Here is a 22,520-nt window from a genome sequence, read left to right as displayed (position 1 = left end):
CGGCACAGTGGAGGCCATCCCCAACCACAGGAGAATACCCATGACCACCTTGCTGCATATTGACGCCAGCGCCCGTCCGGGCCGCTCGGGTGAAACCGCACATGGCTCGCATACCCGCCGGCTGAGCGCTCGCTTTGTCGAACGCTGGCTGGCGCATGACACAAGCACAGAAGTCATCTATCGCGACATCGGCGCCCAAGCGCCGGCGCCCGTCACCGGCGAATGGATTCACGCAGCCTTCACGCCTGCCGCGCAGCGCGAACCGTGGATGCACGCCGTGCTGGCCGCCAGCGATACGCTCGTAGAGGAACTGCTGCGCGCCGATATCATCGTGGCCGGCGTCCCGATGTATAACTTCGGTCCGCCCGCGCAATTCAAAGCCTACATCGACAATATCGTCCGTGTCGGACGCACATTCGGCTTCGACCGTTCGCGTGGCGATGTGCCGTATTGGCCAATGCTGGCGGAGATGGATAAGCGCCTGATCATCCTGTCTTCGCGCGGCGATTACGGCTACGGCGACCGGCTGGCGGACAGCAACCACGTCGAATCATCAGTGCGCACGGCCTTCGCCTATATCGGCATCACGGATGCGCACGGAGTGGCCATCGAATACGACGAATTTGGTGGTGAACGGCTGGAGCGCTCGATTGGGCAAGCCGAGCGTGACGTGGACGCTTTGGCGCTGCGGCTCGCGGCGCCGGTGGCGGCCGCGGCGACGGCAAAAGCTGCCTGAGCGGCCGCCTGCAAGCCCGGCAGGGTCGGTGTAGAATCAAACGTTCTACGTCCCGAACCTGCCATCATGTCCGCCGTCCCACCTCTTGAATTTCATACCATCTTGCTGGTCGCTGCTGCGGGCCTGTTCGCGGGCGTGCAGAACGCGCTGGCAGGCGGCGGTTCGTTCATCACCTTCCCTACCCTGCTGCTGGCGGGCCTGAATCCGATCGCGGCGAATATGACGTCTACGATTGCGCTCTTCCCCAGCCAGACCACGTCCGCCATCGCGGGACGCAAGCTGGTGAGCGATGTTGGTCCGCTGACGTTCAAGCAGATGTTCATCATCAGCATCATCGGCGGCACATTTGGCGCGATTCTGCTTAGCTACACGCCACCAACCTTCTTCGCCAAGCTGGTGCCGTGGCTGGTGCTGTTTGCGACGTCCATGTTTGCCTGGGGCGCTTTCCGCAAGGCCCCAGTGCACGCTGCTGCGAGCATGCCTCCATGGGCACTGATGTTGGCGCAGACTTGTATCGCCATTTACGGCGGCTATTTTGGCGGCGGCATCGGCTTCCTGATGCTGGCGACGCTGACCATTGCCGGCCAGCAGATCCGCGCCGCCACTGCGACCAAGAATATGCTGGCGATGGCGATGAATGCGTCCGCCACCGTGATCTTCGCCTTCTCCAGCTTGATCAGCTGGCCGGCGGCACTGGCGCTGTGCGTTGGCGGCGTCGCCGGTGGCCTGATTGGCTCCTGGCTGATTTACCGCCTGCCGCCGCAGATGATGCGCATCTTCGTGGTATGCGTTGGCGTGGTGCTAACCATCTACATGTTCCTGCGCTGATTCCAGCGTTTCCAGGATCGGGCAATCGGGACGGTCATCGCCGTGGCAGCAGGAAGCCAGCGTGCTCAAGGTGTCGCGCATTTCGGTGAGCTCGCGGATGCGCTGATTCAGCTCCGCCACATGACCCAGCGCGATCTTCTTCACGTCCGCACTGGCCCGGTCTTCGTTCTGCCATAGCGACAGCAGGTCGCGGATCTGCTCCAGCGAGAAGCCCAGATTACGGGCGCGCTTGATGAAGCGCAGCATGTGCAGGTCTTTGTCGCCGTAGATGCGGTAGCCGCTGTCCGTACGCGCAGTGGCTTTGATCAGGCCTATGCTTTCGTAGTAGCGGATCATTTTTGCGCTGACGCCGGATGCGGTGGCGGCTTGTCCGATATTCATGTCGATTCCTTTGCTGGTTGCCAGCGGCGCAGCAGCAGTGCGTTGCTGATCACGCTGACGGAGCTGAGCGCCATCGCGGCGCCTGCAAATACGGGATTCAGCAGGCCGAACGCCGCCAGCGGGATGCCCGCGAGGTTGTAGATGAAGGCCCAGAACAGGTTCTGTCGGATCTTACTGAAGGTACGGCGCGAGATGTCGATCGCATCCGCCACCAGTCGCGGATCGCCGCGCATCAGCGTGATGCCTGCTGCATGCATGGCGACGTCGGTGCCAGTGGACATGGCGATGCCCACATGAGCGGCCGCCAGCGCGGGCGCGTCGTTGATGCCGTCGCCGACCATTGCGCAGATCTTGCCTTGCTGGCGAAGTTCTTTCAGTGCGGCCGTTTTACCGTCTGGCAGCAAGTTGGCGCGCACTTCGCGGATGCCGAGTTGCTGCGCCACGGCATCCGCGCTACCTTCGTTGTCTCCGGTAAGCATGACGGTGTGAATGCCGCGTGCATGCAGGCGCTCGATGGCCGCACGCGCTGATGGCTTGGGCAGGTCGGCAAAGGCCAGCAGTCCAAGCAGCGCATGCTTGCCACTGTCGGCCAGCCAGGAAATGGTATGGCCGCTGGCTTCAAGTTCCTGCGCCCGGGACGCCAGCGGGGCGATATCTACGCCGCGTTCCTGCATCAGGCCGGAGCTACCGAGAATGAGCGCCGCGCCATCTACTACCGCGCTCATCCCGCGCCCCGGCAGCGCGCTCACCGCCGATGCCAGCGGCGCCATGCGCTGCCAGCTAGCGCCGTCGCTGCCTGTGACGCCCGTGCCGCCGGAGACACCTGTACTACCGAAGACATCTGCGCTGCCGGAGACACCTGCGTTGCCGAAGACACCTGCGCCGCCAGATGCGCCAGCGTGCCCCGCAGCGCTGCGGGCCGCAGCGTTAGCGTCCGCCGTGGCCTTATCCACCGCAGACAGGCGCGCGGCAGCCGCATCGAGCACGGCGCGCGCCAGCGTGTGTTCGCTATTGCGCTGGATGGCTGCCGCCAGCTGTAACAGACGATCTTCGCTGACGCCGGCTGGCAGCAGTGCCGCCAGCACCGGCTTGCCCTGCGTGAGCGTGCCCGTCTTGTCGAAGACCACAGCATCGACCTGGCGCGCGAGTTCAAGCGCCTCCGCGTCCTTGATCAGTATGCCGTGGCGTGCCGCGACGCCAGTGCCGGCCATGATCGCCGCCGGCGTGGCCAGGCCCAGTGCACACGGACAGGCAATCACCAGCACCGCCACCGCGTTGATCGTGGCGCGTTCGAAATCGCTGCTGGCGAACCACCAGCCAAGTAGCGTCAATGCCGCCAGTACCAGCACCACGGGCACGAAAACCTCAGCGACACGGTCGACCAGCCGTTGAACGGGAGCTTTGGCGCCCTGCGCGTCCTGCACCAGGCGGATGATGCGCGACAGCGTGGTCTCTGCACCGATAGCCGTGGTGCGCACGATCAGCAGGCCTTCGCCATTGATCGAGCCACCCGTGACATGGCCACCGGGGTGGCGCGCCACGGGCAAGCTTTCACCGGTAATCAGGGATTCATCGACATGGCTGCTGCCCTCCACCACTTCGCCGTCCACTGCCACGCGTTCGCCGGGACGAACAACCACCAGGTCATTGAGATGTACGTCGTTGACCGACACATCACGCTCAGTTCCATCATCGCGCCGCACCCGCGCGGTGGCAGGACGCAGCTGCTGCAGCGCGCGGATGGCGGAAGTCGTTTGCCGCTTGGCGCGCGCTTCCAGCCATTTTCCGAGCAGGACGAGCGTAATCACCACGGCCGAAGCCTCAAAGTAGAGATGCTGGCCGAAGGTTGTCAGCAGAAGATAGACGCTCAGGCCGTAGGCAGCGCTGGTGCCAAGGGCCACCAGCAAGTCCATATTGCCGGCGCCGGCGCGCGCCGCCTTCCAGCCGGCGCGGTAGAACCGTGCACCAAAGACGAATTGGACGGGTGTGGCCAACAACCACTGAAGACGGGCGTCCAGCATGAAATGGATGCCGAACCAGCCAAGTGCCATAGGCACCAGCAAGGGAAAGGACAGGACAGCCGCCAGCGCAACCGCCACGCCTTCGGGAATGGCCAACTCGCGCATGGCAGGAGCCGGTGCGTTGCCCCCTGTGGCGGGGACCTCGGCAACCCTGGCCGGCGCCAATTCTGGCTCCTCGGGCGCGGCCTCGTAACCCGCCTTCTCGACCGCCTGCTGCAGATCGCAGAACTCCAGCGGCGCGTCGGATTCGACGCGCGCCGTCTCAGTGGCGATATTGACCGTTGCACGCCCCACGCCCGGCACGGCGGCAAGCGCCTTCTCGACGCGCGCCACGCAGGACGCGCAACTCATCCCTCCAATACGGACGGTCTGTTGGTAATTACTCATCATGGATACCTGTTAAGCCAGTGATCATGGCTACAGCATCAAGTATCCCATGATGGGAAGGTCAAGTGTTTTTTACCGGACGATGCAATCGACTTCGTTGGACTTCGGAGGGCTGGAGCCCGCCGCTGGCGCCGAAGAAGAATTGAATAACGGTGGCGGTGAGAACTTCAGGCCCGGATTGGCCGGCAGGATAATCGGCGGCACGGTTACGCTCGGAGTGAAACCAAACTGGCCGGCCGCGAAATTCAACGTCCCGCCAGAGTTGGACACGTGAATCATTCCGTCCAGTACCTGGACGTACAGGCCAGGAGTGAGACCACCGACTGGACCTGGTGGCGGCATAGCCTGCGCCAACATCACAGGTGCGATTGGTCCCGCATCGCTGGCGACCGGCAGCGATGCCGTGCTCGCGTTGAGGAAGGAAATCGCGAGAGCCAGCGCGCGCTGTTCGTCCACCGGCACGATCTCCGCGATGAAGGTGGTGCCGCGGATGCCGATGGTCGCCGCCGGCGTCTTCAGCTCGAACTTCTCCTTGCTGCGCTTACCCAGCAGGCCGGTGACGGAACGCAGACCGCCCTTCACCAGATTGAAGTTGGCGTGATCGCCATCCTTGTTATCGCTGGCGAAGCTGAAGTTCTCGATCGTCATCGTGGTGCCAGGACGCAGCGTGATCTCGCTGTTGTCGATGAACTTGATCATGGCGTAGGTGTTCTTCTCGGTGACCAGCGTATCGCCGTTCTCCACCTCGGACTTCATCGACAGCACCTTAAGCGTTCCGCCCGGCTTCTTCGCCACCAGCGGTCCGCTCAACTGCACGATCATACCGACCACCGGCGCAGCCAGCGCCAGCGATCCCGTGGTCCACAATGCCAGCAGGAGCAGGCAGCGCAGTGCAAACTCAGTTGCAGTACATTTTTTTGGCGACATCATTTTTCGTTCCAGTTTTATCGGTACTTGCAGTGTCCTTCTCCTTATCCAGCTTCTTGTCATCCGGCGTGCTGGATGTTGAAGATGGACCGCCCGCCCCGCCGCCCGACGAACTGCTGGACGAGCTGCTGGACGTATTGCTCGCCGGCTGCGTCGGCGCGCCGCTCGGCTTCGAGCTGTTGACGAGATTGATCACCTCGTTCTGCGCGAGATTCACCGGCTTGTTCGGCTGCGAGCTGGTTGGCGGCGCCAACACCTGGCACAGCGCCGACGACGGCGCGATCGTGCAGATATCGGCCGTTGGAGGCGGTTCCACCGGCGGTGTGACCGGCGGCGTCACTGGTGGCGTCACCGGCGGAGTAACCGGCGGCGTCACAGGCGGCTCAACTGGCGGGGTGACCGGTGGCGTCACGGGGGGCTCGACCGGAGGTGTGACCGGTGGAGTCACTGGCGGCTCAACCGGAGGCGTGACTGGCGGCGTTACGGGAGGCTCAACTGGCGGCGTCACGGGTGGCGTTACCGGCGGCGTAACCGGCGGCTCTACGACCGGCATATTGGTATCGTCGATTTTCGAAATGCTGCCGGCTGGTGCCGCGACCGTACCGGAGGCCGTGCTGATTTGATCCCCGGCCGTCAGACGAATATTACCGGTCGCCGTCTGCACCGTCGCGCCGGCGGCAATCGTCAAGTCATCTCCGGCAGAACCCGTGCTGCCTGCCTCCAGCGAAATCGAGCCGGAATGGGAAGTAATACTGCCCAGCACCGTCAATGGACTGTGCGCAGTGATCGAAATATTGCCGCTGTCCGTGGCCACTACTGCGCCGGCATCAATGATGGTAGCGCCGTAATTGTCCAGCGTGATGCCGCCGGCATTGCCCGTCTGGAGCTTGAGCTTCTTGACGGTCAGCTGATGAGAATAGCCTGCTTTGTTATTGGTGATATTGATCGGCAGCGTGCCGGTGGCAGCGCTGCTTTCAGCGCTCAGCTCATTCACCTGTGTCAGCAAGGCGCCATTGCTGGCACCAATGCTGCCGGCAGCAGTGACTGTCAGCGCGTTGGCGGTAATGACGCCATCGCTGCGCGTCAGCGAACCTGCCACATCCAGCGTCACATCTTCCGCCGCGGTGATGCCATTCACATCGTAGGTATTGCTACCGGAGCCACCCTGCAGGCGCGCTACGGCGAGATCCTGGTCATTCGTGAAGTTCAGGTGCCCGCCTACCTGGGCGGCAAGCTTGTTCACGTGGTTGGCCGAATTAGTGAGGAAGACATTACCGCCCGCCTCAATACCCAGTTCCTGCACGCTGATGGCGCCGGACTGCGTGATGCCACCAGTGTTGGACAGCAGGCCGATACGCGTGGTGGACGCGTCCAGACCACTGATACCTGCGATCGAGATCGAACCTGTCATGTCCGTATCGGTCGAACCGATGCCGATCGTCTGGGCGTGCACATTGGCCAGCTGATTTACAGAGAAGCAGTTTTGATTGGAACAGCTGCTCCCCACCACGATATCGTTGCTGCCCGTGTAAGGACGGAGGGACGCCTGATTGGCGGTCAACGTGCCCGAAATATCGACCACATCGCCTTTCAGTTCAACGGAATTACCGGTCAGGTTGGCGGCAACGACAACGCCGTTCACTCCTTCCGAAGTCAGCTCGAAGCTGAGCTTTGGCATATTCACGTCGCCGGTGACTGCAACTTTGTCGCCGGAAGCGATGGAGAGAGTTCCGGCATTGATCCCTGCCAATGCGGCGTCGCCGATAAAGTTAGCCGGGCCGCCGACTGCATTAGCTCCGCCGACACCGATCGAGCCGCCGCTATACAGCTCCACGCGGCCCTTGCCGCTGTTGGCATTGATGCCCGTGCCGGCGTTACCGGTCAGATCGAGATTACCTGCGGCCATGATGACCGAACCAGCGGACACCATCGCATTATTGGTCAGCGTGCTGGCGGCGCTCAAGTCCAGGGTCACCGTCGATGGCAGCTTCACCGAATTCGCAAGCGCAATGTCGTTGCCGGCTGCGACCTTGAAAGTACCGGTCAGCAGGCCAGTGGTGAGATCGAGGCCATCCAGCAACACGGAACCACCATATCCACCATAGCCGCCGTAAGCACCATAAGCCTCGCCGTAGCTGCCGTTGTGGTCCACAAAGATGGTGTAGGCACTAATCCTTTTCAACTCATCGTTGCTCAAGACCAGACCCGTTTCGGTCGCCTGCTGGGCGCCGCCAAGCGTCATGGTGCCCGACGTTGAGGAGCGCAGTGTCACGGTGCCGGAGTTATCGCTGGTCCCCAGTTTGGTCGCTTTGACTGAGCCGCCCAGCGCCATGCTCGATCCGGTGAAAGTAATCCAGTTGCCTTCCACTTTGGAGTTGGCACCGGTCGTCAATGCGCCGTCGGCCTCCAGGTTGATGGCACTGCCTTTCACGGAAGCGCTGCTGGCCAGCGTAATATTATTGCCGGTCAGCTGGAGGCTGCTGGTGCGCGCATCCAGCTTTGTCACATTCAGATCACCTGCTTCGATATGGATCTGGGAGTCTCCCGATCCGGACAGGGAAACCGAATCAACGGTCAGCGCGCCACTATCCACGTAGTAGAAAGTACGCACACCATCTGCCTGCAGATGGTCCACATGATTATCGTAAGACGAGAGGCTGACACTGCCCGTGGTCTTCAACGTCAGCTTGCTGGCCGAGACAGGTGCATCATAATCCTGGCTGAATCTGGTAGCGCTCAGTGTCACATTGCCCGTTGAATTCACGCCGTGGAAGTCGATGCCATGGTCGACGGCGGCCTGACTGGTTGAAGCCAGCGTGAGGTCCTTCGTCGATGTGACGGTGATATTGCCCGCGCTTTGCGCCGCCACGCTGTTGATGGCGTTGTTCGCGCTCAGGGTGATCGCAGAGCCCTTCGCATACAGCGTGTCTGCGGTGATCACGCCCGTCTGTGTGATTGCTCCGCTACCCAGCAGCGCCACTTCGTTCTGCGCGGTCACTTTGCTGTTCACGGCAATAGCGCCCTTACTTGCAGTGATCCAGGCGTTGTTGGCGCTGAGCGTGCCGCCGGACAGATTAATCGAGGCGCCATTCAAGTTAACGTCACCGCTGCCGGCATTCAAATTAGCCCTGACGTTCACGGCGCCGCTGCCGCTGGCGCCCGCTGCCGCGTCATTGGCGGACAGCGTGATCATGCCGCCATTGGTGGTGATGGCCGCGTTGACATTGACGTTATTACCCGCCTGCGCCAGCAGATTCACGCCGGATGCGCCAATAGAGACGGCGCTCGATACGGTCAGATCATGTTTGGCCTGCAGTAGAACGTCGGCCGTTGCCGCGTTAAGTACCGAGGCAGCCACTTTGGTCGGCAAACCCGGCACGCCGAGGAAGCCGAGCAGGTCTTCGATCAAGCCGCCGCCGGACGAGGTGATTTCCAGATCGTAGGGGTCCAGCAGCCAGGTGCCGTGTTTGCCTTGTGCAGCGCCGGCGTCGATATGGATGCCAGCTACGTCCAGCGAATGGGCGGAGGTTTCGATGAAGCCGCCCTTGCCGCCGGCTGCGCCGCCGCGTGCGGAGATCTGGCCGTGCACGGCCGCTGCGTCGTCGCCCCAGACGATGACTTTGCCGCCGTCGCCGTTGTCGATGGCGTCGACGGACACGATGGCGTCCTTGCCGACATAGGTTTGCTGCGCATTCTGTACCGAGGCATTGGCGCCCTGGTAGTCGCCGCCGATCAGCACCGAGCCGCCGCCCTGCTGGCCGCTGGCGTCGACGCGGGCATCGCCGGTCAGGGCCACCTGCTTGCCGAGGACCTGGATATCGCCGCCCTTCCCTGCGCCGCGGGCGCTGGTGACGCTGCCCGCTTCGAGCGTTGTGCGTCCGCTGGCCTTCAGCACGATCTTGCCGTTCTCGCCCATCACCGCGCTGTCCGCATTGACCGCGCCACGCTGATTCACCAGCGCGCCATAGATGCCGATGCGTCCGCCCTGTGCCACCACCTGGCCCAGGTTCAGCGCCTGATCGCTTGGCGCGGAGATGACCACCTGCACATCCGGATTGGCCGAATCGACCAGCTGCACACTCTGACCTGCGGCCAGGACGATGTCGCCCTTGGGCGAAGTGATGATGCCGTTGTTCTCGACGTTTGGCGCGATCAGGTACACCTGGCCGCCTTGTGGCGTAGTGATGTGGCCCTGGTTCTCCACCTTGCCCGCTACGCCGTCAGCCTTGAAGTTGTTTTTCCCTGCCAGGAAATCGGCATTGGAAATGTTCAGGCTCGACGCCACCAGCCCATTCACATCGATGCGCGAATCCTTGCCGAACAGGACGCCGTTCGGATTGATCAGGAATACCTTGCCGTTCGATTGCAGCGAACCGAGGATCTGGCTGGGGTCCTGGCCCGTGATGCGGTTCAGGACTTTGCTGTCCGCGTTCTGCTGGATGAAGCGCGTAATCTCGTTCTGGCCGACCGAGAAGCTCTGCCAGTTGATGATGGTATTCGGCGTGTTCGTAATCGAGAACACATTGCCTTGTTGGCTGAACGCCGCCTGGCCTGCCACGACCTGCGGCGCTACCGGATTCGCGTGGGCCGAGCCGAAGCAGGCCGCGATCGTCGCCACGAGCAGCTTGCGCTGCAGTTTGTATTGATCTTGTCGGTTCATGGTGGTTGCCTCAATAAGAAAGGCCGAGACGCACGTGCACGCGGTCCTCGCCATCGCGCCCGGTGGCGCCGGCGTGGGTCACATGACCGTAGTCCAGTTGCAGATTAACGTTGGTCGACAGCAGGACACGCAGGCCCAGGCCGGCGCTGGCGATATTGGTGCTCTCCAGCTCACCCGCTTGCGCATGGCGGCGCTTGATCCAGGCCGCGTCGTAGAAAGCCAGCGCGCGGCACTGCCAGTTGCCGCCGCAGACGTTGGGGGTGTACAGCTCCAGATTGCTGCCCGCGCCCACATCGCTGGAAATCTCACGCTCGTTGAAGCCGCGCACCGACGATGCACCACCCGCGCCGAACTGCTCGCCCGGAATCAGCGCATCGCTGGTCAGCTGGCCGTTGACGATGGCGCGCGCCTGCCAGTCCGCCGGCAGCACGCGGGTGTAGCTGCCGCCCAGGCGCAGGATGGTGTAGCTGTCTTTCGCGCCCACGCGGGCACGGGTGAAGTCTTCCTGGCCGCCGCGCGAACCGCCGGGGATATTACGCAGCAAGGTCGCCTGGAAGCCCGTTTCGCTGTTCGGCTGGGTCCAGCTGCCCATATAGCTCACGCTGATGGGATGCACCGTCACGTTATTACCCAGCTCCTGATCCAGCAGCACTACGCTGTTCTTGAAGGCCTTGTAGTCGATGCCGTACTGCAGCTTGGATTCGTAGTTGCCGCGCTTGGCCAGGCTTTGTGTGTAGCGCGCGCCATAGACGGCGCCCTTGCCGCTCACGGCCAGATTGAACACGCCCGCCGTCACGGTGCCGGAATCGATATTCGAGTAGCTGGCGAAGAAGTCCAGCGAATCGCCCAGGGCGTACAGCGGAATGTGGTAGCCCGCTGCATACACCTTCACGCGGCTCGGCTCTTGCGCCGACGTGGTGTACTGCAGGCTGGCCACGTGGTCCAGGCCAAACAGGTTCGCGTTCTGCAGCACGACGCCAACGTGGGTGCGGCCGGTCTGCGCGGTACCGGTATTGTCGGCATTGAGCATGGCCTTCCATGGGTTCTCATCGCTCACATCGAGCGCCGCATCCACCTCGTCATCCTGTTCGCTGCTTTGCAGCTTCATGGTGACTTTTTTGGACGGGTTCTCGTTGGCCAGTTTCAGCTCGTTGGAGATGCGGTTCAGATTGGGCGTCTTGCCACCCTCCAGGTCCGGCAGGCTGCGGCGGATATTGGCTTCGTCGAAATAGCGGTTGTTCTTGACGGTGACGCGGCCGATCCTGGTCTGCACCACTTTCAGGCGCACCACGCCGCGGTCCAGTTCCTGTTCCGGCAGTTCGACCTTGACCACACTGTAGCCCGCCTCGCGATATGCGGCTTCCAGCGCTTCCAGCGCGCGCTGCACGTCGCCGAAGTCGCGGTTCTTGCCTGCGTAAGCGGCGACAACGCGATCCACCTCTGCGGGCGGCAGCAGCGTGTTGCCCTGCACCTCAAAGCGGCTGATATCGAAACGAATCACATCCTCCGCCAAAGCGGCGGACGCAAATAGGGACGTGGCAAGCAAGGCGGCCAGGCGGTATTTCATAAATGGAGTATTGTTGTTAGATGGGAAACGGCACCCTGCATTATCCCGCATTTATGCAGGGAAACTTTCGATTAACTAATGCAAGTCGGAAATTTTATTCCGAAAAGACACAATTTTCGAGCAAAAATTAACGCTCGTTCGTGCGGAAATGCGGGTTTGCGGGACTTAGAAGTTGTAGCCGAGGCGCAGACTGACCCGGGCGCGGGCATCGTCCGGCATCTGGCTGTTGCGGGTGACGCGGCCGGCGTCGAGTTGAAGATTCATGTTTCGTCTGACTTGCATGCGCATGCCGATGCCGACGCTGCCGATCGATCCGCTACGCAGGGTGCCGCCGTAATCGCGGTTGTAGCGGATGTAATTACGGTCGTAGAACATGATCGCCCGGCAGGTGTACAGCCAGGCGGCGCAGAGATTGGGCGTGTGCAGCTCAACGCTCTGTGCAAAGCCGCCGTCGCGCAAATAGTCGCGCTTGGTCATCAAAGCGAGGCTGGTCGAAGCGGCGGGCGCCAGGATTTCCTGCTGGGTCAGGTTGTCCGTCCCGTACTGCGTGCTGACGCTGGCACTGACCAGCCAGTCGCGCGGCAGCGATTGAGTCAGTGTGGCGGCCAGGCGCAGGGTGATATTGCTAGTGGGCGGACCGGGAAAATCGGCGGACGAACGCTGGTAGGCGGCGATGTCGAAAGTAAGGGGGGAAGCAGGCGCTGAAGGGCTCGTCCGCGGTTTGGGTGTGTCCGAGTACGGCTGTGCTGCCGCAACGGTTCCGAAGGCCGACGCAAACGCGATCCCGGCCACGATCGATACGCCACAGGACTTCATTTCAGCTCTCCCGGCAATGCAACTTGCCTAGATTCAGAGCAACTCTCGTTACTTTCAGTATAGTGTGAGTTCGCTGAAAGGATAGGATTATTGTACGCCCGCTGAGGCTTGCAAAGTTGAGTGCTTCCTATTTTGTTTCGAAGGTTGTGACGCCGTCCCAACGCTCGCCGGGCGGGTGTTCACGATAGAACGCGACGCGCTTGACATACAGCGCATACAGGAGGCGGTTTTGGCGCGCCTGTAGCTCAGCCAGCGCCGCGTCCGCCTCGTCCCAGCACTGGGCGCGCACATGCGCCAGCGCTGCATGCCAGTCGCGCAGTTCATCGCGCGTGGCCGCGTCCATCTCGCTATCCAGTCCGACCGGTTCGAAAATGGCCACCGGTTCGTTCTTTCCCTTCACGCGCACCAGATCCAGTTCGCGCCAGGCGAATTCCGGCGCTGCTGAGCGCGTCGCTTCGCCGGCAGTAATGCCCACGCCGTAGACCTTGGTAATGCCCTCCAGGCGCGAGGCCAGGTTCACCGCGTCGCCCATCACCGTGTAAGCGCGGCGGATGCTGGAACCCATATCGCCCACATGCATCAGGCCGGAGTTCAGGCCGATGCCGATCTTCAGTTCAGGCCAGCCGCGCTTGATGAAGTCTTCATTCAGCCGCGCCGCGCTCTGCTGCATTTTCAGCGCCGTCGCCACACCGCGGCTGGCATGGTCCGTGAAAGCAACTGGCGCGCCCCAGAAGGCCATCACGGCGTCGCCGATGTATTTGTCGAGCGTGCCGCGGTGGCTGTCGCGGATATCTTCCGACATCGCCGTCAGATAGAGATTGATGTACTCACGCAGCTGCTTCGGCGTCAGGCCTTCGGAGATGGTGGTGAAGCCGCGCACGTCCACGAACATCACGGTCAGTTCGCGGCTCTCGCCATCCATATTGTATTTTTCCGGGTCCTCGGCCATTTCGGCCACCAGCTCCGGCGCCACGTATTCGCCGAAGCGCGACACCAGTGCCCTGCCCCGCCGCACCTCGAAGAAGTAACCCCAGGCCAGGTTGAAGATGAAGAGGCCCAGCACCAGCAGCAGGATGGTCGCCAGCTTCAGCACTGCATCGTAGTGATTGTAGAAGTAGAGATTGACAGCGCCCGCGCCCATCGCGGCAGCCACCGACAGCAGGATCGACCAGGCCGGCGCCATCACCGGCAGCGCCAGCGTCAACGCGATGCCCAGTACCAGCACCTGGATCACTTCCAGCGCTGTCGCCACATCCGGCCTTGCCTTGAAACTCTGGTCGAGGATGGACTTGATCAGGTTCGCATGGATCTCCACTCCGGGATATTCCGCATTCACCGGCGTGGCCCGCAAATCATTCAGGCCCGGCGCCGTGGTGCCGACAAGGACAATCGTCCCTTCCAGCAGCTTCGGATCGGCACGTCCCTTCAGCACATCGACGGCGGACACGTACCTGAAGGCCCCGCCCTGCGGCCCACCGCGTCCACGGAATTCGACTACGGCTGTCAGGCCTTCCCCGACAGGAATGCGCACGCTGCCCTCCGGATGGAACAGGGCGATCGCATCCAGCCCGCCGCTTTTGCGCTGCGCCTCGCTCAGCGTGTCGACCGTGCCTTCCCACAGCGGCGCAATGGCGCGCGCACGCAGGGCCGTGGCGACCGTGGCCAGGGACAGCGTCGGATAGTAGCCATCGCCGATGCGCTGCAGCAGCGCCGAGCTGCGCACCACGCCGTCCGCATCCGGCAGCGCGGTAAAGATGCCCGCGCCTTGTGCCGCCTGCTGCAGACGCGGGATGTTCGCTTCATAGCCGTCGATGCGGTAAGCGTCCAGCGTGCGGCCATTCAGCGAATCGACCGTGAACGCAGGCTTGGGCAACACGCCCTTGCGCTGAGCGCCGGACACGCTATAACCCAGCACCACCGGCTGCCCTTCCATCGCCTTGGCGAACAGGCCGTCGTAATCCATCTGCGGTTCGAGCTGGTCCAGCTGATGCTGCAGGCCCGGCACATCTTTCAGCTCGCGCTGCGACAGGCGTTGCAGCACATTGAAACCGGAACTGGTGTCCGGCTCGGGGAAGGAAATGTCGAAGCCCACCGCCGCCGCCTGGTAGTGCTGCGTGAGCTGCTGCACCAGTTGCGCCAGCTTGTCGCGGCTCCAGGGGAAACGCCCCACTTCGGCCAGGCTGCGTTCATCGATATCGACAATCACGATGCGCGGATCGATTTCCGGCTTGTCCAGCCGCATGCGCAAGCCGGAGAAAAAGGTGTCCATGCGCTCGATGGACTCGGAATGCAGCTGCCCCGCCAGTTGCAGCGCGGCGAGGCCCGTCAGCACAAGGCCGATCAGCCAGCGCGCGCCGTGGCGGGCAAGCAGCTTGCGCATCAAGGCGTGTAGCCCGGAATACGCGACTCGTCGATCTCGTCGATCTGGCGTGGGTCCATATGCTTGCGCGCGAATTCCAGATAGACCTTCTTGCGGATAAAGATATCGAACAGGTCGGGATCGATATGGCCGTTCAGGCTGAATTTACCGAGGATGTCGAGCGACTCGGACAGCATCTTGCCCTTCTTGTACGGGCGGTCGCGCGCGGTCAGCGCTTCAAAGATATCGGCGATCGCCATCACGCGCGCCGGCACCGACATCTCTTCCTTGCGCAAGCCTTTCGGATAGCCCTTGCCATCCATGCGTTCGTGGTGGCCGCCCGCATATTCCGGCACGTTCTGCAGATGCTTGGGCCACGGCAGCGATTCCAGCATGCGCACCGTCATCACGATGTGGTTGTTGATGATCTTGCGCTCATCGTCGGTCAGGGTGCCGAAGCGGATGGTCAGGTTGCTCACTTCCTCCTCGCTGAGGAAGGGCTGCTCCGCGCCGTCCGGATTCACCCAGCGCCGCGCCGCGATCTGATGCACGCGCTGCTGGTCTTCCGGCTTCATGCCCTCGCCGCCAATATTCGCCTGGCGCAGGAAGTCGCGCTCCTCGCGCAGTGTGGCCAGTTCCTTTTCCAGCCGGTCGCGGATAGCCGCAGGGTCACCGCCATCCAGCTGATTGCGCAGCGCGCGGATTTCGGCGTCGCGCATCAGCACTTCGTAGCGGGTGTCGATCAGGCCGATGCGGTCATAAATGGTTTGCAGCTTGGTGGCCTTGTCGACCACGTGAACCGGCGTGGTGATCTTGCCGCAATCGTGCAGCAGACCGGCCAGCCACAGTTCCTTGCGGTCGCCGTCCGTCATGCTGAAACCGGCCAGCGGACCTTCTTCCGTCAAGTGCACCGCTTCCGCCAGCATCATGGTCAGAATCGGCACAAACTGGCAATGCCGCCCGGTGTAAGGGGATTTTTCGTCGATGCCGATGTTGATCAGATTGACCAGGGCTTCCAGCAGTTCTTCCAGCTGGGCGATCAGGCGCTGATTGGTCAGCGCCACGTCGGCCTGGGCGGCCAGCGCTTCGATGAAACGCTGATCGGTCGGCGTGAAGGCGATGATGTCGCCCGTCGCCGGATTTTTCGCGTTCACCAGCTGCAGCACCCCAAGCAGCTCGCCTTCGTGGTCGTGCATCGGCACCGTCAGGAAGGACTGCGAGTGGTAGTGGAATTGCTCGTCGAACTTGCGCATGCCGAAGAAATTGAACTCGCTGGACTCATACACGTCCTCGATATTCACCGACTTGCCGGCGTTGGCCGAGTAAGCGGCCACTGACTCCATATTCTTGTCGCCGTCCTCCCGCAGCAGAGGCACGGGCGGAATATCGATGGCATGCCCGCCGCTGCCGCCCAGCCGGATTTTCAGGCTGTCATTGACGCTGATATGGAAGCACAGGGCGCTGCGGTCGTCGCTGGGCCGGTACAGGGTGCCGCCATCCGCATGGGTCATGCCCTTCGCCACAAGCAGGATGCGCTCCAGCAGCAGATCGATGTCGCGCACATCGCCCAGGGCGACGCTCAGTTCCGTCAGCTGTTCCAGCCGCTGGGTGATTTGGGTCAGAGTCAGGTGTTCCATGGCCGAAAGTGTATCTCCTGAGCAAACGGTTGTATATTGCAACGCCCGCAAATGTGGAAAATCGGTCCGGAACCTGTGAAAAAACGCTATCATCGCAGGGATTTAGTTGCACTTGCTACATCAATCACTACCATTAGCAGCAAGGCAATACGAGAGCGAATACTAGGGACTTTGATCGATGAAATTCAAATTCTGGGGGGTGCGTGGTTCCATCCCCTCGCCGGGCCCGCGCACGGTGCGTTACGGCGGCAATACCACCTGCATCGAAGTGCGCACCGATGACGACACCCTGATTGTCATCGACGGCGGTACCGGCATTTTCCCCTTGGCGCAATCCCTGGTCGCCTCGGGCAAACGTCCTATCGAAGCGAATATTTTCATCACCCACAGCCATTGGGACCATATCCATGGTCTGCCCTTCTTTTCGCCGCTGTTCATCAAGGGCAGCCGCGTGCGCCTGCACGGCGCCACCGATCCGGACACCGGCAAAGGCGTGGAACATGTGATGGGCGTGCAACTGCAGAACAGCTACTTCCCCGTCAGCGAAACCCAGATGGACGCCACCATCGAATACCGCACTCTGACCGTGGGCGAGCCGGTACCGGTGAGCGACGCGCTGGTCAGCAATGTGGTGATGAGCCATCCGGTCACCGACCTGGGCTACCGCATCGATTGCAATGGCAAGTCCATGTTCTTTTCTGGCGACCACGAGCCCCTGTTCAATATCTATCCGGCGGATCACCCCGAGCATGCCGTGTTCCAGCAACATGTGGAACAGCGCACCTCGGCCATCGATGAACTGATCCGCGGCGTGGACGTGCTGGTAATGGACTGCTCCTACACGCGCGAGGAGTATCCTTCCAAAGTCGGCTGGGGCCACGGCACGTTCGACTCCGCACTGGCCATTGCCCTGCGCGCCGGCGCAAAAAAGCTTTACTGCACTCATCACGAACCTACCCGCAGCGACGACGAGCTGGAAGCCGTGTTCGCGGAAGTGATGGCGCGCTACCAATCCCAGCTCAACGGACTCCAGGTTTTCCTGGCTTATGAAGGACTGGAAGTAGTTCTGTAAAAGCAAAATGAGCGACGCCGATCTCGACACTCCCGAAACTCCACTGCGTAGTGAAACCGCACAGCGCCTGGCTTTCTTCCGCAAGCTGCAGGCCGTAACGACCAAGATCCACGCCACCAGCAATATCGACGAAATCATGCTCGACCTGGGCATGGAATTCTGCGACCTGCTGAATTGCGACCGCTTCACGCTGTACGCGATGGATTACGAAAAGGACTACATCGTCTCCAAGGTGAAGACGGGCCTGACCACCTTCCGTGATCTGAAGCTGGCCGTTACGCCCAGCAGCATTGCGGGCTTTGTCGCCCTCACCCACCAGACGCTGAATATCGCCGACGTCTACGACACGGCGGAACTGAAGCGCATCTCGCCGGATCTGCACTTCCAGCAGGGTGTGGATCAGCGCACCGGCTACCGTACCCGCGAAATGCTGGTGGCGCCGCTGATCGCGGAATCCAGCAATGAGCTGCTGGGCGTGGTCCAGTTCATCAACCACCGCGGCGGCGGTCCTTTCCCGCAACTGGCGGCGGAAGGCGTGCGCGAGCTGTGCGAAACACTGTCGGTGGCGCTGTGCCAGCGCCTGAAGCCGGCGGCGCAGGTGCGCACGCGCTACGACGGCCTGGTGACCGATGCCGTACTGGCGGGGCCGGAGCTGGAACTGGCGGTGCGATCCGCGCGCAAGAAGGATATGCGCGTGGAAGACGTGCTGCTGGACGAGTTCAGCGTCAAGCTGCCCGCCATCGGCGCTTCGCTGGCGCGCTTCTATCACGTGCCGTATGAGCCCTACAAAGGCGATCGCGTCAAACCAATCGATCTGCTGAAGAACCTCAAGCGCCAGTACATTGAGGAATCCGGCTGGCTGCCGCTGGACGAGAACAAGGACGGCCTGCACGTGATGACGATCGATCCCGAGCGCATCATGCAGACCCGCATCGTCAACCAGATCTTCCCACGGTCGAAAGTGGTGTACAGCGTGACCACGGGGCGCGAGTTCGCGCAAACGGTGGACCAGTTCTACGGCTCGGGCGGTGATAGCACCAGCGTGGGCGAGCTGCTGTCCGGCATGGAGGAGCACGACGAGGAGCAGGAGGCCGAAGTCTCCGAAGCGGTCGAGAATGAGCTGGTCAAGCTGATTAACAAGATCATCGTCGACGCTTACCGCCAGGGCGTGTCCGACATTCACATTGAACCCCTGCCCGGCAAAGGCAAGACCGGTATCCGCTTCCGCAAGGATGGCTCGCTGGTGCCGTATATCGAGATTCCGGCCGCCTATCGTGCAGCGATGGTGGCGCGCATCAAGATCATGTGCGACCTCGATATCTCCGAGCGCCGCAAGCCGCAGGACGGCAAGATCAAGTTCAAAAAATACGGTCCCCTGGACATCGAGTTACGCGTGGCCACCATCCCATCCACCGGCGGCGTGGAAGATGTGGTGATGCGCATCCTGGCCGCCGGCGAACCGATCCCGCTGGACAAGCTGGGCGTGCTGCCCGCCAACCTGGACCGCCTGCGCGCCACCATCGAGAAACCCTACGGCCTGTTCTTTGTCTGCGGCCCCACCGGCTCGGGCAAGACCACCACCCTACACTCGGTGCTGAATTATCTGAACACGCCGGAAACGAAAATCTGGACGGCCGAGGACCCGGTCGAGATCACGCAGAAAGGCTTGCGCCAGGTGCAGGTCAACCGCAAGGCGGGGCTGGACTTCGCGACCGTGATGCGCGCCTTCCTGCGTGCCGATCCGGACGTGATCATGGTTGGCGAAATGCGCGACAAGGAAACCGTCAGCATGGGCATTGAAGCTTCGCTGACCGGCCACCTGGTGTTTGCCACGCTGCACACCAACAGCGCACCGGAGTCCATCGTGCGCCTGCTGGACATGGGCATGGACCCGTTCAACTTCGCCGATGCTCTGCTGGGGATTCTGGCGCAGCGTCTGGCCAAGCGTCTGTGCAACAGCTGCAAGATGCCTTATCACCCCGGTGAAGCGGAGCTGGAGCTGATGCTGTCCGAATACTGCGAAGAGCTGCAAAACACGGAAGCGTTCAAGAAAGATGCCCGTGCCGCACGCACTCGCGTCGCGCAAGGCTGGCAGGAGCGTTATGCCGATGCGCAGGGCCAGTTCACGCTCTATCGCCCGGTGGGCTGCGACGAGTGCAACAAGGGCTATCGCGGCCGTGTCGGCCTGCACGAACTGATGATCGGCAGCGACCGCGTCAAGAAGCTGCTGCAGGAGCACGCCCGCGTCGCCCAGCTGCTGGCTGCCGCGCTGGAAGACGGCATGCTCACGCTGAAGATGGACGGCATCGAAAAAATCCTGCTCGGCATCACCGATGTGAAGGCCGTGCGCGCAGTCTGCATCAAGTAAGGAGGGCTCATGTTGTACTCCATCATGATTTACGGTTCCGTCGCCGGATGGACGGAGGAACAGGAAGCCGCCGTGCTCGATCGCCACGCCGCTTTGCGCGAGCGGCTCGCGCGCGAGGGCCGGCTGGGGCCTGTGATGCGGCTAGGCTCCGTCGCCAATGCGCCGGCTGCGGGCGCGGATTTGCTGGGGATGTATGTTGTCGATTGCGGCAATGACGACGAAGCCGCCAGCATCGCCCGTGCCCTGCATTTCGAGGGTGCGAGTTTCGAGATACGCCCTGTCAGCAACTATCTGCCCGGCAGCCTGCACATCGACGCCGGCGCCCGTACCGGCAACTCCAGTTAGCGCATGATCTCCCACATCTTTCTCGGCGTCGGCGATTTCGATACGGCCTTCCGCTTTCATTCAGCGCTCATGTCCGCGCTGGGTCATACGCTACGCTTTCGCGACGATGCGCGTCCGTGGGCAGGGTGGCAGCCGGCGGCGGGCGGGCGTCCGCTGTTTCTGATTGGCCGTCCATTCGATGGCCAGGCCGCGACGTGCGGCAATGGACAGATGACGGCGCTGCAGGCTGCGGATCGCGCCACGGTCGACCGTGCGCATGCCGCGGCGCTCGCGAACGGCGGCTGCTGTGAAGGGCAGCCGGGCCTGCGTCCCGAATACCACGCCAACTATTACGGCGCCTATTTCCGCGACCCGGACGGCAACAAACTCTGCGTTTGCTGCCACGAGGCTGGCTAGTCGGCGAGGTAGCCGCGATCGGCAGCCGCCGCCTGGTCTTCGAAGATCGCCATCGCCGTTGTCATGCGGCGGAAACCGAACTGGCGGTAGAAGTTTTCTTTGCCCGGCACCGCGTAGAGAATGATTTTCTTGTGTCCGCGCGACTTCTCGAGCAGATGCGCAACGATGGCCTTGCCCAGTCCCGTGCCCTGGTGGCTGGGCAGTACGGCCACGTCGCAGAGATAGGAACAATCCATGCCATCGGCCAGCGCACGCCCCGCGCCAACCAGCTTGCCGTCGTCGTAAGCGAACAGCTTGAACATACTGTTGGAGAAGGTCAGCTTCAAACGCGGCGGGTCCTTGGGGCCGAGCGAAGCGTAGTAGAGAGCGGACAGTTCTTCCCAGTCCAGCGTATTGGTCGTTTCAATCCAGCTGATGGCCAACTTGGTCTCCTAGAGCTGTTTTTCAAAACACGCCGCAGCGTCGTTACCGGCATAATGACCGAAGTTGGGAATGCGCGCATAGCCGCGGCCCATATAGAAGCTCACCGCACGGCTATTCACCACGCGCGTTTCGAGCCGCAGCGCGCGGTAGCCCAATGCACGCGCTTCCGCCTCCAGCCAGGACAGAATGGCGCTGCCTATGCCGCGCGAGCCGTCGCGGGCATATATGCGCTTCACTTCCGCGACGCCTTCCGCCAGCGGACGGAAAGCGCCGCAGCCAAGCGCCCTGCCCTGCGCATCACGCGCCACGGCAAAGCGCGCTGACGGACCGCGCACATCGTCGGCGCTGAACAGCGTGCGGCCGCTGTCGCCGGTGATCAGCTTGAGCGTGACGTTGAGTTCCTCGATCATCTGCGCGGCATCGTCGCCTTCCGGATCTTCCGCCGCCACGCGCGGCAGCAGCTTGTACATGAAGGTGGTTGCGCCCAGCGTGCCGTCGGGCATGGTGGCATATTGGGGAATGATCCCGCATTCCTGGTAGCCCAGCTTGAGGTACATCTGCTCGGCGCCATAGCCGGTGCAGGTGTCCAGTACGATCAAGGAGCGCTGCTCCGTGCGCGCGATGGCTTCCGCATGCAGCATCAGTGCTTGCGCAATGCCCTGGCGGCGCATGCGCGAATGCACCAGCATCTTCGCAATCTCGGCGCGGTGGCGGCCGTTGGGCATGCCCGCCAACACCAGCTGCACCGTGCCGCAGATGACACCGGCATCATCACGCACGGCGAACAGGCGGCGTTCGCGGCGTTCGACAGCCGGCACCAGGCCAAGCCAGAACGCAAGCGCTTCGGCTTCAGGGAACGGCAACTCAAAACCGACGCTGGCCCCGTTCAGCACACAATCGCGCAGCACCTCGGCCAGTTCATCGGCGTGGGCGCGCAAGCCCGCGGCATCAAGCTCAATTATGGTTCGCATATCGCAATCAGGTAATGGGCCGCGTGCGGGCCGGGACAGGAAAAGCGCGTGGCGCCGTAAAGATGGAAGCGCAGCATGTCGCCCTTGTGCAGGCGATGTTCGACGCCATCCACCGTGAAATCAAGCACCCCGCTCAGCATCCACATATGCTGCTCCATGCCGCGCACCGGCGGCTGCGGATAGTCGATCACCGCACCGGCCGGCAGGCGGCCTTCAATCAGTTCGGCCTTGAAGCCGCGCGCAGGCGGCGAGATCATGCGGCGCACGAAGCCGGTGTCCGGATCGTGCCATTCGGATTGATCGGCCGCGCGGATCAGCTGCACGGGCTGCACTTCCACTTCCGCAATCAGGCGCGACATCGGCATGCCGTACACCGCGCACAGCTTGCCCAGCAGCGCTGCGGTTGGACTGGATTCGCCGCGCTCCAGACGCGACAAGGTGGCGCGGCTGATGCCGCTGGCTGTGGCCAGCTCTTCCAGCGACATGCCGCGCTCCTCGCGCAACGCCGCCAGCCGCTCAACCAATCGATCTTCAAATGAATTTCCCATATAAGAGAATATATCTCAAATATGAGAACATCGCAAGAACGAAAAAAAGGGACCCGCAGGCCCCTTTTCTTGCGCGCC

17 protein-coding genes are annotated in these 22,520 nt (G+C 62.3%); 6 read left to right on the top strand and 11 right to left on the bottom strand.

Going from position 1 to position 22,520, the window contains the following annotated elements; all coding sequences use genetic code 11:
- Positions 1-40: 40 nt before the first annotated feature.
- Both AB4Z19_RS10510 and AB4Z19_RS10505 read left to right on the top strand, forming a co-directional pair.
- Positions 41-736 carry an FMN-dependent NADH-azoreductase gene (locus AB4Z19_RS10510; protein WP_442035217.1) on the top strand — a complete coding sequence of 232 codons (696 nt, stop codon included), beginning with the start codon at positions 41-43 and terminating at the stop codon, positions 734-736.
- Positions 737-802: 66 nt separating this feature from the next.
- Positions 803-1,564 (top strand): sulfite exporter TauE/SafE family protein, encoded by a 762-nt coding sequence (locus AB4Z19_RS10505; protein ID WP_442025339.1) that lies wholly within the window; start codon positions 803-805, stop codon positions 1,562-1,564.
- Here the strand turns inward: AB4Z19_RS10505 and cueR are convergent.
- The 8 genes from cueR to AB4Z19_RS10465 all read right to left on the bottom strand — a co-directional run bounded on the left by cueR (position 1,538) and on the right by AB4Z19_RS10465 (position 16,319).
- On the bottom strand, positions 1,538-1,945 hold the full coding sequence (cueR, locus tag AB4Z19_RS10500; protein ID WP_442025338.1) for a Cu(I)-responsive transcriptional regulator: 408 nt from the start codon (positions 1,943-1,945) through the stop codon (positions 1,538-1,540). The two genes, AB4Z19_RS10505 and cueR, sit on opposite strands and share 27 nt — an antisense overlap.
- Positions 1,942-4,356, bottom strand: coding sequence for a heavy metal translocating P-type ATPase (locus tag AB4Z19_RS10495; protein ID WP_442025337.1), 2,415 nt, complete (start codon positions 4,354-4,356; stop codon positions 1,942-1,944). The genes cueR and AB4Z19_RS10495 overlap by 4 nt, the downstream gene beginning before the upstream one ends.
- 69 nt (positions 4,357-4,425) lie before the next feature.
- Complete coding sequence (locus AB4Z19_RS10490) at positions 4,426-5,283, bottom strand: FecR family protein (RefSeq protein WP_442025336.1); 858 nt, start codon at positions 5,281-5,283, stop codon at positions 4,426-4,428.
- The gene (locus tag AB4Z19_RS10485; protein ID WP_442035216.1) at positions 5,252-9,940 is read right to left on the bottom strand and encodes a beta strand repeat-containing protein; all 4,689 of its coding nucleotides are present in this window, start codon (positions 9,938-9,940) and stop codon (positions 5,252-5,254) included. Before AB4Z19_RS10485 ends, AB4Z19_RS10490 begins: the two co-directional genes overlap by 32 nt.
- Before the next feature lie 10 nt (positions 9,941-9,950).
- A complete protein-coding gene (locus AB4Z19_RS10480; RefSeq protein WP_442025832.1) occupies positions 9,951-11,507 on the bottom strand; it encodes a ShlB/FhaC/HecB family hemolysin secretion/activation protein in 1,557 nt (518 codons plus the stop codon).
- 165 nt (positions 11,508-11,672) lie between these two features.
- Positions 11,673-12,323 carry a hypothetical protein gene (locus AB4Z19_RS10475; protein ID WP_442025831.1) on the bottom strand — a complete coding sequence of 217 codons (651 nt, stop codon included), beginning with the start codon at positions 12,321-12,323 and terminating at the stop codon, positions 11,673-11,675.
- Between the two features lie 127 nt (positions 12,324-12,450).
- Entirely contained in the window at positions 12,451-14,703 is a 2,253-nt protein-coding gene (locus AB4Z19_RS10470; RefSeq protein WP_442035215.1) for a CHASE2 domain-containing protein, read from the bottom strand.
- The gene (locus AB4Z19_RS10465; RefSeq protein ID WP_442025829.1) at positions 14,703-16,319 is read right to left on the bottom strand and encodes an HD domain-containing phosphohydrolase; all 1,617 of its coding nucleotides are present in this window, start codon (positions 16,317-16,319) and stop codon (positions 14,703-14,705) included. Before AB4Z19_RS10465 ends, AB4Z19_RS10470 begins: the two co-directional genes overlap by 1 nt.
- Before the next feature lie 178 nt (positions 16,320-16,497).
- On the opposite strand from AB4Z19_RS10465, the gene AB4Z19_RS10460 reads away from it, so the two are divergent.
- From AB4Z19_RS10460 to AB4Z19_RS10445, 4 genes are read left to right on the top strand one after another with little or no spacing between them, the layout of a single operon-like run.
- Positions 16,498-17,391, top strand: a complete 894-nt coding sequence (locus tag AB4Z19_RS10460) for an MBL fold metallo-hydrolase (protein ID WP_442025828.1) — start codon at positions 16,498-16,500, stop codon at positions 17,389-17,391.
- Between the two features lie 7 nt (positions 17,392-17,398).
- Positions 17,399-19,759 (top strand): ATPase, T2SS/T4P/T4SS family, encoded by a 2,361-nt coding sequence (locus AB4Z19_RS10455; protein WP_442035214.1) that lies wholly within the window; start codon positions 17,399-17,401, stop codon positions 19,757-19,759.
- A 9-nt stretch (positions 19,760-19,768) separates the two neighbouring features.
- Positions 19,769-20,104 (top strand): YciI family protein, encoded by a 336-nt coding sequence (locus AB4Z19_RS10450; RefSeq protein ID WP_442029478.1) that lies wholly within the window; start codon positions 19,769-19,771, stop codon positions 20,102-20,104.
- 3 nt (positions 20,105-20,107) lie between these two features.
- The gene (locus tag AB4Z19_RS10445; RefSeq protein WP_442029476.1) at positions 20,108-20,500 is read left to right on the top strand and encodes a VOC family protein; all 393 of its coding nucleotides are present in this window, start codon (positions 20,108-20,110) and stop codon (positions 20,498-20,500) included.
- Here AB4Z19_RS10445 and AB4Z19_RS10440 read toward each other — a convergent pair.
- The 3 genes from AB4Z19_RS10440 to AB4Z19_RS10430 are packed head-to-tail and all read right to left on the bottom strand — an operon-like array spanning position 20,497 to position 22,418.
- Positions 20,497-20,922 (bottom strand): GNAT family N-acetyltransferase, encoded by a 426-nt coding sequence (locus AB4Z19_RS10440; RefSeq protein ID WP_442035213.1) that lies wholly within the window; start codon positions 20,920-20,922, stop codon positions 20,497-20,499. The two genes, AB4Z19_RS10445 and AB4Z19_RS10440, sit on opposite strands and share 4 nt — an antisense overlap.
- Before the next feature lie 9 nt (positions 20,923-20,931).
- The gene (locus AB4Z19_RS10435; protein ID WP_442035212.1) at positions 20,932-21,894 is read right to left on the bottom strand and encodes a GNAT family N-acetyltransferase; all 963 of its coding nucleotides are present in this window, start codon (positions 21,892-21,894) and stop codon (positions 20,932-20,934) included.
- Positions 21,882-22,418 carry a helix-turn-helix domain-containing protein gene (locus AB4Z19_RS10430; RefSeq protein ID WP_442035211.1) on the bottom strand — a complete coding sequence of 179 codons (537 nt, stop codon included), beginning with the start codon at positions 22,416-22,418 and terminating at the stop codon, positions 21,882-21,884. The genes AB4Z19_RS10435 and AB4Z19_RS10430 overlap by 13 nt, the downstream gene beginning before the upstream one ends.
- Positions 22,419-22,520: the final 102 nt, after the last annotated feature.

The organism is Pseudoduganella sp. RAF19, from assembly GCF_052114165.1.
Taxonomy (GTDB): Bacteria; Pseudomonadota; Gammaproteobacteria; order Burkholderiales; family Burkholderiaceae_D; genus Rugamonas.
This window is presented reverse-complemented; position numbering and strand designations above follow the sequence as displayed.

What these genes read in the sequence shown, in the direction of transcription:
- AB4Z19_RS10510 (WP_442035217.1), top strand. Translation starts at nt 41, where the DNA reads ATGACCACCTTGCTGCATATTGACGCCAGCGCCCGTCCGGGCCGCTCG.
- AB4Z19_RS10505 (WP_442025339.1), top strand. Translation starts at nt 803, where the DNA reads ATGTCCGCCGTCCCACCTCTTGAATTTCATACCATCTTGCTGGTCGCT.
- cueR (WP_442025338.1), bottom strand. Translation starts at nt 1,945, where the DNA reads ATGAATATCGGACAAGCCGCCACCGCATCCGGCGTCAGCGCAAAAATG.
- AB4Z19_RS10495 (WP_442025337.1), bottom strand. Translation starts at nt 4,356, where the DNA reads ATGATGAGTAATTACCAACAGACCGTCCGTATTGGAGGGATGAGTTGC.
- AB4Z19_RS10490 (WP_442025336.1), bottom strand. Translation starts at nt 5,283, where the DNA reads ATGATGTCGCCAAAAAAATGTACTGCAACTGAGTTTGCACTGCGCTGC.
- AB4Z19_RS10485 (WP_442035216.1), bottom strand. Translation starts at nt 9,940, where the DNA reads ATGAACCGACAAGATCAATACAAACTGCAGCGCAAGCTGCTCGTGGCG.
- AB4Z19_RS10480 (WP_442025832.1), bottom strand. Translation starts at nt 11,507, where the DNA reads ATGAAATACCGCCTGGCCGCCTTGCTTGCCACGTCCCTATTTGCGTCC.
- AB4Z19_RS10475 (WP_442025831.1), bottom strand. Translation starts at nt 12,323, where the DNA reads ATGAAGTCCTGTGGCGTATCGATCGTGGCCGGGATCGCGTTTGCGTCG.
- AB4Z19_RS10470 (WP_442035215.1), bottom strand. Translation starts at nt 14,703, where the DNA reads ATGCGCAAGCTGCTTGCCCGCCACGGCGCGCGCTGGCTGATCGGCCTT.
- AB4Z19_RS10465 (WP_442025829.1), bottom strand. Translation starts at nt 16,319, where the DNA reads ATGGAACACCTGACTCTGACCCAAATCACCCAGCGGCTGGAACAGCTG.
- AB4Z19_RS10460 (WP_442025828.1), top strand. Translation starts at nt 16,498, where the DNA reads ATGAAATTCAAATTCTGGGGGGTGCGTGGTTCCATCCCCTCGCCGGGC.
- AB4Z19_RS10455 (WP_442035214.1), top strand. Translation starts at nt 17,399, where the DNA reads ATGAGCGACGCCGATCTCGACACTCCCGAAACTCCACTGCGTAGTGAA.
- AB4Z19_RS10450 (WP_442029478.1), top strand. Translation starts at nt 19,769, where the DNA reads ATGTTGTACTCCATCATGATTTACGGTTCCGTCGCCGGATGGACGGAG.
- AB4Z19_RS10445 (WP_442029476.1), top strand. Translation starts at nt 20,108, where the DNA reads ATGATCTCCCACATCTTTCTCGGCGTCGGCGATTTCGATACGGCCTTC.
- AB4Z19_RS10435 (WP_442035212.1), bottom strand. Translation starts at nt 21,894, where the DNA reads ATGCGAACCATAATTGAGCTTGATGCCGCGGGCTTGCGCGCCCACGCC.